The 13369-nt window shown below is 72.4% G+C and carries 11 protein-coding genes; 4 read left to right on the top strand and 7 right to left on the bottom strand.

Annotated elements, in window-relative coordinates; genetic code table 11:
* Nucleotides 1–97 precede the first annotated feature (97 nt).
* Nucleotides 98–1378, bottom strand: a complete 1281-nt coding sequence (locus AC1DWJ_RS17840) for a glutamate-5-semialdehyde dehydrogenase (RefSeq protein WP_477621537.1) — start codon at nucleotides 1376–1378, stop codon at nucleotides 98–100.
* Nucleotides 1379–1609: 231 nt separating this feature from the next.
* On the opposite strand from AC1DWJ_RS17840, the gene pdxY reads away from it, so the two are divergent.
* A complete protein-coding gene (gene pdxY / locus AC1DWJ_RS17835; protein ID WP_477621536.1) occupies nucleotides 1610–2461 on the top strand; it encodes a pyridoxal kinase PdxY in 852 nt (283 codons plus the stop codon).
* A 53-nt stretch (nucleotides 2462–2514) separates the two neighbouring features.
* Nucleotides 2515–3447, top strand: coding sequence for a hypothetical protein (locus tag AC1DWJ_RS17830; protein WP_477621535.1), 933 nt, complete (start codon nucleotides 2515–2517; stop codon nucleotides 3445–3447).
* 30 nt (nucleotides 3448–3477) lie between these two features.
* Here AC1DWJ_RS17830 and proB read toward each other — a convergent pair whose 3' ends face one another.
* The 6 genes from proB to AC1DWJ_RS17800 form a co-directional block, all read right to left on the bottom strand.
* Nucleotides 3478–4602: a glutamate 5-kinase gene (gene proB / locus AC1DWJ_RS17825; RefSeq protein WP_457253217.1), complete on the bottom strand. Its 1125-nt coding sequence runs from the start codon at nucleotides 4600–4602 to the stop codon at nucleotides 3478–3480.
* Nucleotides 4603–4612: 10 nt separating this feature from the next.
* A complete protein-coding gene (obgE, locus tag AC1DWJ_RS17820; protein ID WP_457253218.1) occupies nucleotides 4613–6145 on the bottom strand; it encodes a GTPase ObgE in 1533 nt (510 codons plus the stop codon).
* 257 nt (nucleotides 6146–6402) lie between these two features.
* Entirely contained in the window at nucleotides 6403–6672 is a 270-nt protein-coding gene (gene rpmA / locus AC1DWJ_RS17815) for a 50S ribosomal protein L27 (RefSeq protein ID WP_179420401.1), read from the bottom strand.
* A gap of 37 nt (nucleotides 6673–6709) precedes the next feature.
* Nucleotides 6710–7018 carry a 50S ribosomal protein L21 gene (gene rplU / locus AC1DWJ_RS17810; RefSeq protein WP_057377831.1) on the bottom strand — a complete coding sequence of 103 codons (309 nt, stop codon included), beginning with the start codon at nucleotides 7016–7018 and terminating at the stop codon, nucleotides 6710–6712.
* Nucleotides 7019–7233: 215 nt separating this feature from the next.
* Nucleotides 7234–10431, bottom strand: coding sequence for an Rne/Rng family ribonuclease (locus AC1DWJ_RS17805; RefSeq protein ID WP_477621534.1), 3198 nt, complete (start codon nucleotides 10429–10431; stop codon nucleotides 7234–7236).
* A 171-nt stretch (nucleotides 10432–10602) separates the two neighbouring features.
* Complete coding sequence (locus AC1DWJ_RS17800) at nucleotides 10603–11355, bottom strand: TIGR03936 family radical SAM-associated protein (protein ID WP_477621533.1); 753 nt, start codon at nucleotides 11353–11355, stop codon at nucleotides 10603–10605.
* Between the two features lie 79 nt (nucleotides 11356–11434).
* On the opposite strand from AC1DWJ_RS17800, the gene AC1DWJ_RS17795 reads away from it, so the two are divergent.
* Nucleotides 11435–12412 (top strand): protein kinase family protein, encoded by a 978-nt coding sequence (locus AC1DWJ_RS17795; protein WP_477621532.1) that lies wholly within the window; start codon nucleotides 11435–11437, stop codon nucleotides 12410–12412.
* Complete coding sequence (locus AC1DWJ_RS17790; RefSeq protein ID WP_477621531.1) at nucleotides 12412–13329, top strand: TIGR03086 family metal-binding protein; 918 nt, start codon at nucleotides 12412–12414, stop codon at nucleotides 13327–13329. The genes AC1DWJ_RS17795 and AC1DWJ_RS17790 overlap by 1 nt, the downstream gene beginning before the upstream one ends.
* Nucleotides 13330–13369 lie beyond the last annotated feature (40 nt).

Below are 13369 nucleotides of genomic sequence, written 5' to 3'. Positions count from 1 at the left end.
CGTGCCTTTCAAGCTACTCAGTGCCTTCCACGGGCGCTCATCCTGCCAGTTTCCCGCGGACCCGCATGACCAGCCCCCGGTATGCCGCGCAGCCGGGTCAGGCGCGCACCTGTCCGTCGCCCTCGACGATCCACTTCGTGGTGGTCAGCTCGGGGAGGGCCATCGGGCCCCGGGCGTGCAGCTTCTGGGTGGAGATGCCGATCTCGGCGCCGAACCCGAACTCCCCACCGTCGGTGAACCGGGTGGACGCGTTGACCATCACGGCGGCGGAGTCGACCTCGTTGGTGAAGCGCCGGGCGGCAGCGCGGTCCTCGGTCACGATCGCCTCGGTGTGCCCGGAGCTGTAGGTGCGGATGTGCTCGAGCGCGGCGTCGAGGTCGGGGACGACCCGGACGCTCATCTCGAGCGCGAGGTACTCGGTGCCGTAGTCCTGCTCCGTCGCGGCCTCGTGCGGCACGCCGGCGGCCTCTGCCGCGGCGCCGGAGGCGTCGTCGGTGTGCAGGGCCACCCCGGCGCCGGACAGCTCGGCGAGCACCTTGGGCAGGAAGTCCGCCGCGACGGCCTCGTGCACGAGCAAGGACTCGGCGGCGTTGCAGACGCTCGGGCGGTGGGTCTTGGCGTTGACCGTGATGGCGAGTGCCTTGTCGAGGTCGGCGGCCGCGTCGACGTAGACGTGGACGATGCCGATGCCGGTCTCGATCACCGGCACGGTCGACTCGGTGACGACGGTCTGGATCAGCCCGGCCCCACCTCTCGGGATGATCAGGTCGACCAGCCCGCGGGCGGTGAGGAGGGCGCGGACCGCGTCGCGGCCACCCTCGAGCAGCGTGATCGCGTCGGCGGGCAGGCCCTGGGCCTCCAGACCGGTGCGCATCACGTCGACCAGCGCGCGGTTGGTCGACTCCGCCGCCGAACCGCCTCGCAGGATGACGGCGTTCCCGGACTTCAGGCCGAGGCCGGCCGCGTCGACGGTGACGTTCGGGCGGGCCTCGTAGACCATGCCCACCACGCCCATCGGCACCCTGACCTGACGGATCTGGAGGCCGTTGGCCAGCGTCGAGCCACGCACCACCTCCCCCACCGGGTCGGGCAGCGCGGCGACGGCGCGCAGCGCCTGGGCCACGTCGGCGACCCGCTGCGGGTCGAGCGCCAACCGGTCGAGCAGACCCTGCGGCATACCGGACTCGCGTCCGCGCTCGACGTCGTCGCGGTTGGCGGCGACGATGCGGTCGGTGGCCGCGTCGAGGGCGTCGGCCAGCGCGAGCAGCGCGGCGTCCTTGTCGGCGCGGGACAGCAGCGCCAGGCGGCGCGAGGCCACCCGTGCGGCGCGCGCCGCGGTGGCCACCTGCTCGACGGCGGCGGGGTCGATCTCAGCCATGCTCCAAGGGTATGCCGCGCCGTGACCGGAAGCGGCGGGCTCCCACCTCGCGGACGACCACCCGGGACACCGCACCCTCGAGCTGCTATGCCGTGCCCCTCAGGGTGGGGCGCGGTCCACCCCGGCGCCGCACCCTGCCCCTCAGGGCGGGGCACGGCATAGCGCCCCGATCAGCACGTCGGGCGACCCTCGGCGGGTCGCTCGGTGGAGCAGCACTGGTTGAATGCGTGGGTGAGTATCCTGTCGATCCAGTCCTCGGTCGCGTACGGCCATGTCGGCAACAGCGCCGCCGTCTTCCCGCTCCAGCGCCTCGGGGTCGAGGTGTGGCCGGTGCACACGGTGCACTTCTCGAACCACACCGGGTACGGCGAGTGGCGCGGCCCGCTGCTGCCCGCCGACGACGTGCGCGCCGTGATCCGGGGCGTCGAGGAGCGCGGGGCGTTCCCGGGGGTGGACGCGGTGCTGTCGGGCTACCAGGGCGGCGAGGACATCGGCGATGTCATCCTCGATGCCGTCGCGAGGGTGAAGGCTGCGAACCCCGCCGCCATCTACGCCTGCGACCCGGTGATGGGCAACGCCAGGAGCGGCTGCTTCGTGCACCCGGCCATCCCGGTCCTCCTGCGCGAGCGCGTCGTGCCGGCCGCCGACCTCATCACGCCCAACCAGTTCGAGCTCGGCTTCCTCACCGGCACCGAGCCGCACACCGTCGAGGAGACCTTGGCGTCCGTCGAGCTGGTCAGGGCGATGGGGCCTTCGGTCGTCCTCGTGACCAGCGTCGAACGACCTGACGCGCCGGCTGACACGATCGAGATGATGGCTGTCACCGACGACGGCGCGTGGATCGTGCAGACGCCGCGGCTGCCCCTGAAGGCCAACGGCTCCGGAGACGTGACGGCAGCGTTGTTCACCGCCCACCTGCTCGCCACCGGCGACCCCGCGCTGGCCCTGGCCCGCACGGCGAGCAGCGTCTTCGACCTGTTGGCCACCACGCTGGAGTCGGGCGAGCGCGAGCTCCAGCTGGTCCAGTCGCAGGCCACCATCGCCGAGCCGCAGATGCAGTTCGAGGTCACCCGGCTGCCCTGAACCGCCGGGGCCTGGCACGCAACCTTTCGCCAGTGGCGAACGTCTCACCGGGTATGAGTCGGCACTCCCCCGCCCTCGTCGCCGTCCTGGCCGCCACGCTGCTGGCCGCCGCCTGCGGGTCGGTGGGCGGCCCCGGGACCGTGGGCTCACCCTCGCCGACCGTGAACCAGGGGGACAGGGCGCACCGCGCGGCCCTGATGCTCGACCGGTACGCCGACGCCCGGAAGGCCAGCGAGTCAGGCGCCCTGGACCTCGGCGACCAGCTGGAGCAGCAGGACGGCGACTGGGAGCCAGCCGTCGGCGAGAACAACAAGCTGGCCTGGCTGACCGGTCACCTCGTGCAGTTCGCCCCGCTGCCCGGCGCCCCCGGGCCCGGACGAGTGCTCGACGGGACCGTGGGAGGCGTCTCGACGAGCGTCAGCGGGGCCGGCGACGTCCTCGCCGCGATGACGGCTCGGCGCAGCGACTGCGGCGGGTGCACCGACCTGCGGGTCACGGGGGCGGTCCTGACCACGATGGACGTGCGGACCTCCGCAGGGACCGTCACCGTGCCGGCCTGGCGGTTCTCCCTGGAGGGCACCGAGGTGACCCTGCTCCGGGTGGCGGTGCCCGTGTCCGCTCTCGTCCAGACCCCACTGGACTGGACGCAGGCACCCGGGGACGGCGTGCCCGCGGAGTCGTTCGAGCTCGCCCAGGGCGGTCGCGCCCTGAGGGTGGTGTTCACCGGGGCACCGGACGAGCCGGGCGCGTGCGGCGCTGACTACCGCGGCCAGGCGTTCGAGTCGGACCAGGCCGTCGTCGTCGCGGTGCTCCAGGTCCCCCGCCAGCCCAGCGGCCAGGACATCGCCTGCGCGGCCATCGGTGCCGTGCGCACCATCGACGTGCCAATTCAGCGCATGCTCGGCGACCGAGCCGTGCTCAGCCTGGCCGACGGGCACCTGGTCGTGCAGGGTTCGGCGCGCACGATCGGGCCGCCCGCCCGCTGACCCGGGCCCGCGGCATACCTCGGGCGCCGGCTAGAGGATCACGAGGTCGTCGCGGTGGACGACCTCGCGCTCGTACTCCGGGCCCAGCTCCTTGGCGAGCTCACGCGTCGAGCGGCCCAGCATCCCCGGCAGCTCGGCGGAGGTGTAGTTGACGAGCCCGCGGCCGATCACCCGGCCGTCGGGCGCGCAGAGGTCGATCGGGTCGCCGTCGGAGAACGTCCCCTCGACGCCGGTGATCCCCGCCGGGAGCAGGGACGTCCGGCGCTCGGTCACCGCGCGGACGGCTCCCGGGTCGAGCAGCAGCCGGCCCATCGGGGTGGTCGCGTGCGCCAGCCACAGCTTGCGGGAGGTGCGCTTGGAGCCGGTCGGGACGAAGACCGTGCCGACGTCCTCCCCCGCGAGCGCCTGCTCGACCTGCTCGGCGCTGGTCAGCACCGTCGTGATGCCGGCGGCGTTGGCGATCGACGCCGCCTCGACCTTGGTGACCATGCCGCCGCTGCCGACGCTCGAGCCGGTGCCACCGATGACCAGGTCGTCGAGCCCGGCGCCCCCGACCACGGTGGGGACGCGCTTGCTGCCCGCCTTGGTCGGCGGCCCGTCGTACAGCGCGTCGACGTCGGTGAGCAGCACGAGGCCGTCGGCGTGCACGAGGTGGGCCACCAGCGACGCCAGCCGGTCGTTGTCGCCGAACCGGATCTCGTGCGTGGCCACGGTGTCGTTCTCGTTGACGATCGGGACGATCCCGAGCTCCAGCAGCCGGTCGAGGGTGCGGCGGGCGTTGGTGTAGTGCGAGCGGCGCGTCACGTCGTCGGCCGTGAGCAGCACCTGACCCACCGTGAGCCCGTGGGCACCGAAGGCGCGCTGGTAGGCCGCGACGAGGGCTCCCTGCCCCACGCTGGCGGCCGCCTGCTGCGTCGCGAGGTCCCACGGCCGCTTGGTCAGCCCCAGCGGTGCGATGCCCGCGGCGATGGCACCCGAGGACACCAGCACGACCTGCTGGCCGGCGTTCCGGCGCTTGGCGAGCACGTCGACGAGGGCGATGAGCCGCTGCTCGTCGAGCGCTCCTCCGCCGACGTCGGTCAGGCTGGAGGAGCCGATCTTGACCACCAGGCGCCGGGCGCGCGCCACGTCGCCCCGGCGGTCAACCCCGCTCATGCCGCCGCGCTCATTCCTCGGTGTCCTCGTCCTTCGCAGTGGCCCAGTGGCCGGCCCGCCGCTCGGCAGCCAGCTCGTCGCGGGCGACGGTCCGGGCGACCCGGCGCTCGGCATAGTCGGCCCGCTTGTCGTCACGGGTCGGGCGGGTGGCCTCGTCGAGGCGCAGGTCGGTGCCCCGGGCGCCGAGCAGCTCGGCGCCGGCCACCAGGGTGGGCTCCCAGTCGAAGACCACCGCGTTGTCCTTGGGCCCGATGAGCACGGTCGCCCCCGCGACGGCTCCGGCCTTGAAGAGCGCCTCCTCGATGCCGGCCCGGCCGAGCCGGTCGGCGAGGTAGCCGACGGCCTCGTCGTTGGAGAAGTCGGTCTGGCGGACCCAGCGGGTGGGACGCTCCCCCTCGATGCGGAACACCTCACCGTCGGCGGTGTTCTCGCGGATCACCGTGAAGCCCGAGTCGTCGACTGCCTTGGGGCGGATGACGATGCGCTGCGGGGTGGCGGCGGCGACCGCCTCGATCTCGGCGCGGGCCTCGGCGACGTGCCGGGCCATGGCGAAGGTCAGCTCGCGCAGCCCGGTGTGGGCCACCGCCGACACGACGAACACCTCGATGCCGCGCGCCTCGAGGTCGGGCTTGACCATCTCGGCCAGCTCGAGCGCGTCGGGGACGTCGGACTTGTTGAGCACGACGATGCGGGTGCGCTCGGCCAGCGGGCGGCCGCCGAGCGTCGCGTCGGGCACGTACTGCGCCAGCTCGCGCTCGATGACGTCGAGGTCGGTCATGGGGTCACGACCGGGCTCGAGCGTGGCGCAGTCGATGACGTGCACGAGCACCGAGCACCGCTCGACGTGGCGCAGGAACTCCAGGCCCAGGCCCTTGCCCTCGCTGGCGCCGGGGATCAGGCCGGGCACGTCGGCGATGGTGAACCGGCCCTCGCCGGCCTGCACCACTCCGAGGTTCGGCACCAGGGTGGTGAACGGGTAGTCGGCGATCTTCGGCCGCGCAGCGGACAGCACCGACACGAGCGAGGACTTGCCCGCAGAGGGGAAGCCGATCAGCGCGACGTCGGCCAGGGACTTGAGCTCGAGCACGATGTCGAGGGCGTCGCCGGGCTCGCCGAGCAGGGCGAAGCCGGGCGCCTTGCGGCGGGCCGACGAGAGCGCCTTGTTGCCGAGGCCTCCGCGGCCGCCGCGGGCGACGACGAACTCACCGTCGAGCCCGACGAGGTCCTTCAGCACCTCCCCGGACCCGTCCTTGACGACGGTGCCCTCGGGCACGGCCAGGACCAGGTCGCCGCCGTCGGCGCCGTTGCGCTCGTCACCGGCGCCGGGCTTGCCGTTGGTCGCCTTGCGGTGGGGGTGGTGGTGGTAGTCGAGCAGCGTCGTGACGTTCGGGTCGACCCGCAGGATGACGTTGCCACCCCGCCCGCCGTTGCCACCGTCGGGACCGCCGAGCGGCTTGAACTTCTCGCGCTTGACCGAGGCCACTCCGTGTCCGCCATCGCCGGCGGCGACGTGCAGCACGACGCGGTCGACGAACGTGGTCATGGGGGCTCCTCTGTGGTCTGGGTGGAAAGTCTAGGCGGGCCGTCACTCGGCCCCCTTTATCGGGTTTAGGGGGAAGGTTGCGCTTCACCCGAGAAGCGTTCTCGGGTGAAGCGCAACGAAGTCCCTAAACCCGATAAACGTGCAGGACGTGCGAAGGGGCGGGCCCGTATCGGGCCCGCCCCCTCCGGTGCGGTGCGTCACGTGGCCTGGCCACGCGGCATACCGAAAGTTTCTGATCTCCTGCTTCGCCCGGAAGTTCAGCTGGCGTCCGAGGTCTCCAGCGGGACGATGTTGACGACCTTGCGCCGACGCTTCGTGCCGAACTGGACGTTGCCCGCGACCAGCGCGAACAGCGTGTCATCGCCGCCACGGCCGACGCCGTCGCCGGGGTGGAAGTGCGTGCCGCGCTGGCGGACGAGGATCTCGCCCGCGTTGACGAGCTGGCCGCCGAAGCGCTTCACGCCGAGGAACTGTGCGTTCGAGTCGCGACCGTTGCGGGTCGAGGACGCACCCTTCTTGTGTGCCATGTCAGTACCTGCCTTCTCTGGGTCTCTGGTCCGAAACTCAGGCGTCGATCGAGGTGATCTTGACCTGGGTCAGGTGCTGACGGTGGCCCTGACGCTTGCGGTAGCCGGTCTTGTTCTTGTACTTCATGATCGTGATCTTGGGGCCCTTGGCGGCCTTGACCACCTCAGCCTTGACGGTGACCTTGGCGAGCTTGTCGGCATCGCTGGTCACGGTCGAGCCGTCGACGACGAGAAGGGGGGTCAGGTCGATGCTGTCGCCAGCCTTGCCGCTGACCTTGTCGATGATGAGGACATCGCCGACGGAAACCTTCTCCTGGCGACCACCAGCGCGAACAATCGCGTACACGTGGAACTCTCTTTCCTACTTCGGGCGGCACGCGCTCTCTGTCTGGACCGGCCGGCAGCTACCCGCGCCATGACCGAATCCCGAAGGAACGAGCACAGTTGCGGACGCCGGACGGTGGGCGCACCAAGGAACAAGATTACCGGGTGGAGGGCTTGCCGACCAAACCGGCGGTCGTGCGGCACACCAGCGGTCAACCCACCGGTATGCCGCACGGCTCAGGACTGCTCGGAGGCCGCCTCCGCGCCACCTGACGTGGCGTCCTCCCCGGCGACCGCACGAGGCGGGCCGGCGGGTGCCATGACCCGGCCCCGACGGCGCCGCTTGGGGGCGGCAGCGGCCGGCTCGGGCTCGGGGGCGGGCTCGGGGGCGGGCTCGGGCTCGGGGGTCGGCTCGGGCTCGGGCGTCGGCTCGGCGGTCTGCTCCTGCTCGGGGGTCTCCTCGGCCACGGACTCCGCCACGGCCTCGACCCCGAGCTCGGTGTCGGGCTGATGGGGCTGCTGCTGGTCGACGTCCTCGTGCACCTCGACGACCGGGGCGTCCTGGCCCGCGACGTCGTCGAAGTCGTGGTCGTGGTCGTGGTCGTGCTCGCCGTGCTCGCGGTGGAGGTCGTCGTCGTGGTGGTGGTCGGCAGACTTCAGTGCCGCGGCGTGGGCCGCTGCGGCGATCTGTGCCGGCGTCGGGCCGGAGTGCACCGGCTGGGGAGCCGGCTCGGGCGTCGTGCCGGTCGCACCGGAGCGGCCACGCCGACCGCGACCGCGGGCAGCCTGGCCGCCGGCACCGCCGTTGGCACCACTGTCACGACCGCTGTCACGACCACTGTCACGACTACTGTCACGACCACCGTCGCCACCGCCGGACGGCTTCTCGACGGGGTCGGCGTGCACGATGATCCCGCGTCCGCCGCAGTGCTCGCAGTTCTCGGAGAAGACCTCTATGAGACCGGAGCCGACCCGCTTGCGGGTCATCTGGACCAGGCCGAGCGAGGTCACCTCGGCGACCTGGTGCTTCGTGCGGTCCCGGCCCAGGCACTCGAGCAGGCGTCGCACGACGAGGTCACGGTTGCTCTCGAGCACCATGTCGATGAAGTCGATGACGATGATCCCGCCGATGTCGCGCAGCCGGAGCTGGCGGACGATCTCCTCGGCGGCCTCGATGTTGTTCTTGGTGACCGTCTCCTCGAGGTTGCCGCCGGACCCGACGAACTTGCCGGTGTTGACGTCGACGACCGTCATGGCCTCGGTGCGGTCGATCACCAGGGAGCCACCAGAGGGCAGCCAGACCTTGCGGTCCATCGCCTTGGCGATCTGCTCGTCCACCCGGTAGTGGGTGAACAGGTCCTCCTCGGAGGTCCACTTCTTCAGCCGCTCGGCGAGGTCGGGTGCGACGTCGCCGAGGTACTCGCTGACCTCTCCCCAGGCCTGGTCGCCGGCCACGACGAGCGAGGTGAAGTCCTCGTTGAACACGTCGCGGATGACCCGCACGGTCAGGTCGGGCTCACCGTGGACCAGGGACGGCGCACCGCCCTTGCCCTTGCTCTTGGAGTCGGCCTTGGCCTTGATCTTGTCCCAGGTCTTGGTGAGCCGCTCGACGTCGGCGCGCAGCTCCTCCTCGCTGGCCCCTTCGGCGGCGGTGCGCACGATGACGCCCGCACTGTCCGGGACGACCTCCTTGAGGATGCCCTTGAGGCGGCTGCGCTCGGTGTCGGGGAGCTTGCGGGAGATGCCGGTCATCGAGCCCTCGGGCACGTAGACCAGGTAGCGACCCGGGAGCGAGATCTGGCTGGTCAGGCGCGCGCCCTTGTGGCCGATCGGGTCCTTGGTGACCTGCACGAGGACCGTGTCGCCGGACTTCAGGGCGTTCTCGATCCGCTTGGGCTGGTTGTTCTCCAGGCCTGCAGCGTCCCAGTTGACCTCACCGGCGTAGAGGACGGCGTTGCGGCCCTTGCCGATGTCGACGAAGGCGGCCTCCATCGACGGGAGCACGTTCTGGACGCGACCGAGGTAGACGTTGCCGGCCATCGACGCGTTGGTCTCGCGCGAGACGTAGTGCTCGACGAGGACGTTGTCCTCGAGGACGCCGATCTGGGTGCGGCCCTCGCGCTCGCGGACGACCATCACCCGCTCGACGCTCTCGCGACGGGCCAGGAACTCGGCCTCGGTGATGATCGTGCGGCGACGACCGGCCTCGCGACCCTCGCGGCGACGCTGCTTCTTGGCCTCCAGGCGGGTCGAGCCCTTGACGCTCTGCGGCTCGTCGCGGCGCGACTCGCGCACCCGCGTCACGGTGCCGGGCGGGTCGTCCCCCTCGGCGGAGGAACCACTGCGACGGCGGCGACGGCGACGGCGGCTCGACGAACCCTCTTCGCCGCCCTGGTCGTCGGACGCCTCGGCGTCCTCGGTGTCGGCGCCGGAGTCCTCGTCCTCGTCGGAGGACGCGGCGGCGTCGGCGTCGCCCTGACCGCGACCACGGCCGCGGCCCTTGCCCCCGCGGCGACGACGACGGCGACCGCCCTCGCCGCCACCGTCGGTGTCGTCGTCGCGGTTCTGGCTCGCGTCGTCCTGGTCGTCCTGGTCGGCCCGCTCGGTGGCTGCGGCGTCGTCGGCGTCGGCGGACTGGCTGGCGTCCGCCTGGGCGCCGCGTCCCCCGCGACCACGACGGCGCCGGGGCGCCGGGGTCTTGTCCTCGGTGCCGTGCGTGTCGGTCCCGACCTCCTCGCCGGGGGCGGTCTCGGCCTCCGCGGAGTCCGTGGTGTCGGCGGCGGGCACGGCGGCGACCTGCGGCGGGCCGGCCGCCTTGGTCGCAGCGCGACGGCGGGTCGGGCGGGCCGCAGCCGGGTCGGGCGCCTGGAACAGCACGCCGAAGCTGGGCACGGTGGCCGCGGTGGGCTGCCCGTCGGCGTCCAGCTCGACCTCGTCCTCGTCCTCAGCCTGCGTGGGCTCGCTGGCGGAGGGGTCGACGGCGGCGTCCACGTCGGCCGGCCCCGCGAGCAGCGCCGCGGCAGCGTCCTCGCTCGACTCGGCGTCGGGCTGGTCCGCGGGGGCGGCCTTGGTCGCCTTCGTGGCGGTGGCCTTCTTCGCGGTGGTCTTCTTCGCGGTCGCCTTCTTGGCGGTGGTCTTCTTCACGGCGGCCTTCTTGGCCGTCTTCGGAGCCGGGGCGTCCTCCTCGGCCGGCGCGGCCGACTCAGCGGTCGCGGGCTCAGTGGTCTCGGGCGCTGCGGTCGCTGCGGTAGCACCCTCGCCACCCTCGGCGGGGGCCACCGGCGCGGAGGCCTTCTTCGTGGCGCGGCGGGCGCGCTTGCGGGCGGGCGCCGGAGCGCTCTCGGCGCTCTCGGCCCCGGCAGCGCCCTCGGCGCTCTCGGTGGGAGCGTCCTGCGAGGAGGAGTCGGGGTTGAACAGGTCTTCCGTGGAGGCCATCCGTGGCGTCCTTCCGTCACCCACGGGCGAAGGCCACACCGAGAGTCCGGATCGGACTCTCCCCTCGGCCACGTGGTGCGCGGTGTTGCTCGTGTCGGCGGCGGGTGCCGTCGGCACGGAAGTCGGTTGGGCTACGCCTGTCGAGGCTCGCGCAGGTCGCGCGGCACCAGGTCAAGCGCCGTCGTCGTCCTTGTCGGCAGCCAGTGGATCAGCCACCCCAGCGGTTGCGGGTCGCAGCGGGCCTTGCGCCAGTCGGGTCACCAGGGGTGGTGTCGGTGGCGCCAGCTCCGTGGCTGCTCGCAGCGCGGTCAGGACGTCGTCGGGGCGTACGGCCGGTGTGGTGTGCCGTACAACCACCCGAAGTATCGCACAGTCGGGCCGCTCCGACGGCTCGGTGGCCATCGACACGACGGCGGACCGCACGTCGAACGTCTTGGGTCCGGTCTTGAAGGTCCTGGTCACCTCGACCCGGTCGAGCGAGAGCAGCTGGTCGGCAGCGGCCTGGAGCTGCTCGGCGGTGACCCCCGGGAAGTCCATCACCCAGTCGCTGCCCTGGAGGCGGTCGGCCAGCGCGCCCGGGGCGGCCTCGACGACCTCGAGCACGTCGAGCCCCTCGGGGAGCGCCTCGTCCAGAGCCCGGCGCACCGACTCCGGGTCGACCCGCTCGGTCACCGAGATCTCGAAGTACTCCGCCTCGCTCGCGGTCCCGGTCGGCGCCGCGTTGGCGTAGCTGATCTTGGGGTGCGGGTGGAACCCGGCCGAGAACGCCATCGGCACACCGGCCCGGCGCAGGGCACGTTCGAGGGCACGCTGGAAGTCCCGCGTCGACGAGAACCGCAGCCGACCGCGCTTGGCGTACCGGATCCGCAGCTTCTGCACGGCCAGCGCGGGTGGGGGTCCTTCGGGTACGCGTTGCCGGGCCATGGTGGCAGCCTAGGCACTCCCGCGCGAGTGGCTCCAACGGGCCATGGCGGGCCGACGCGGAAGGTGCCACGGTGAGGTCGTGGCAGCGGGCGACCTCCTGCGCGACGTCGTGGAACGCACGGTGGTCTCGGACCACGTGGGCAAGTCCGGAGCGGGCCTGGAGCGGGTCCGGCTCCGGGACGGGCGTGCGCTCGTGGTCAAGCGGGTCGACCCGCAGCACGACGTGACCCTGGCCATGACCGGTGGTGGGCCATCGAGGGAGTACCTCCTCTGGCGCGACGGCGTCCTCGACCAGCTGCCCCCCGGCGTCGGCCACGCCGTGCTGGACGGGTGGGTCGAGGGCGACAGCACCGTGCTCGTGCTTCGCGACCTCGGCGACCGCGTCCTGAGCTGGGCGGACCGGCTCTCGGCCGAGCAGGCCGCCCGGACGATGACGGCGGTCGCCACGCTCCACCGCACCTTCCTCGGTCAGGCACCGCCCGGCCTGGCTCCGTTGGACCTCGTCGTGACGCTGTTCACGCCGCGTCGGATCCGGGCGGCCCAGGTCGACCAGGTCGAGCTCATGCGGCTGGCGCTGCGCGGGTGGGAGCTGTTCGCGGACGCCGTCCCCGCCGACGTCGCCGAGCCGGTGCTCGGGCTGCTCGACGACCCCGAGCCGCTCGTCACGGCGCTGCACCGTGCGCCGGCGACGCTGGCCCACGGCGACCTCGCCACCGTCAACATGGCGTTCGAGGGTGACGACCTCGTCCTCCTCGACTGGGCGATGGCGACGGAGGGACCAGGAGCCCTCGACGTCGCCAGGTTCGTGGCGGGGTGCTCCTCGGTGGTCGACGCGACGAGGGAGGACCTGATCGGTTGGTACCGGGCGGCGGCCGGCCCTGCGTGCGACGACCGCACCATGCACCTCGGACTGCTGTCGGCGATGGTCTGGCTGGGGTGGAACAAGGCGCTCGACGCGGTCGAGCACCCGGATCCGGCGATCCGGGCCCGGGAGAGGACGGACCTCGACTGGTGGGTGGACGCCACCCGAACGGCACTGGAGAGCGGAGCGATCTGATGGACCTCAACACGCTGTACCACCGCACGGTCGAGCGCTGGGCCGACGTCGTCGTCGCCGTCCGGGACGACCAGTGGCAGTCCCCCACCCCCTGCAGCGAGTGGAGCGTCCGAGACCTGGTGAACCACGTGACGTCGGAGGACCTGTGGACGGCCGCCCTCCTGGAGGGTCGGACCATCGAGGAGGTGGGCTCCAGCCTGGACGGCGACCTGCTCGGCGACGAACCCATCGCCAGGTCGATCGACGCGGCGAAGGCAGCCACGACCTCCGTGGCGGATCGGCTGCCCCGGGGTGGCACGGTGCCGCTCTCGTTCGGCGACACCGACGTGTCCGAGTACGTGTGGCAGCTCGCGGCCGACCACCTCATCCACTCCTGGGACCTGTCGGCCGCCACCGGGACCGACCGGCGCCTGGACCCGGCCCTCATGGCGGGCGTGGCGGGGTGGTTCACCGACCGCGAGGAGCTGTACCGCGACTCGGGGGCGGTGGCCGCCCGAGCCCTCTCGCACGGCGGACCCCAGGGCGACCTGCTCGCCACCTTCGGTCGCGACTCGGAGTGGGGCCCGAACCACGCCTGCGCCGCGCGATTCCTGCGCGCCTTCGGGAGCGGCGACATGGACGCGGCCCTGCTCGAGATGACGCCCGACTGCGTGTTCGAGGCGACCGGGCCGGCGCCCGACGGGGTCCGCCACGAAGGAGCCGGTGCGGCCCACGCCGTGTGGACCCAGATGTTCGCCGAGACCACCAACCCGCTCTTCTCCACCGAGGAGCAGTTCGTCGCGGGCGACCGGGCCGTGGTCCGGTGGTCCTACAGCTGGACCGACGACCAGGGCGCCCCGGGACACATCCGCGGGGTGGACGTCATCAGGTTCCGGGACGGGCTCATCTGCGAGAAGCTCTCCTACGTCAAGGGCTGAGCAGCACCGGCCCAGACCCCCACCTACGGAATCCGCAGTC

The organism is Pedococcus sp. P2_D7 (assembly GCF_056404295.1).
The sequence above is the reverse complement of the archived record's forward strand: the minus strand, read 5'-3'. Positions and strand labels throughout refer to the sequence as shown.

Excerpts from the sequence above, each read along its gene's own strand:
- AC1DWJ_RS17790 (WP_477621531.1), top strand. The coding sequence starts at position 12,412 with ATGGACCTCAACACGCTGTACCACCGCACGGTCGAGCGCTGGGCCGAC.
- proB (WP_457253217.1), bottom strand. The coding sequence starts at position 4,602 with ATGAGCGGGGTTGACCGCCGGGGCGACGTGGCGCGCGCCCGGCGCCTG.
- obgE (WP_457253218.1), bottom strand. The coding sequence starts at position 6,145 with ATGACCACGTTCGTCGACCGCGTCGTGCTGCACGTCGCCGCCGGCGAT.
- rpmA (WP_179420401.1), bottom strand. The coding sequence starts at position 6,672 with ATGGCACACAAGAAGGGTGCGTCCTCGACCCGCAACGGTCGCGACTCG.
- AC1DWJ_RS17800 (WP_477621533.1), bottom strand. The coding sequence starts at position 11,355 with ATGGCCCGGCAACGCGTACCCGAAGGACCCCCACCCGCGCTGGCCGTG.
- AC1DWJ_RS17805 (WP_477621534.1), bottom strand. The coding sequence starts at position 10,431 with ATGGCCTCCACGGAAGACCTGTTCAACCCCGACTCCTCCTCGCAGGAC.
- AC1DWJ_RS17830 (WP_477621535.1), top strand. The coding sequence starts at position 2,515 with ATGAGTCGGCACTCCCCCGCCCTCGTCGCCGTCCTGGCCGCCACGCTG.
- AC1DWJ_RS17840 (WP_477621537.1), bottom strand. The coding sequence starts at position 1,378 with ATGGCTGAGATCGACCCCGCCGCCGTCGAGCAGGTGGCCACCGCGGCG.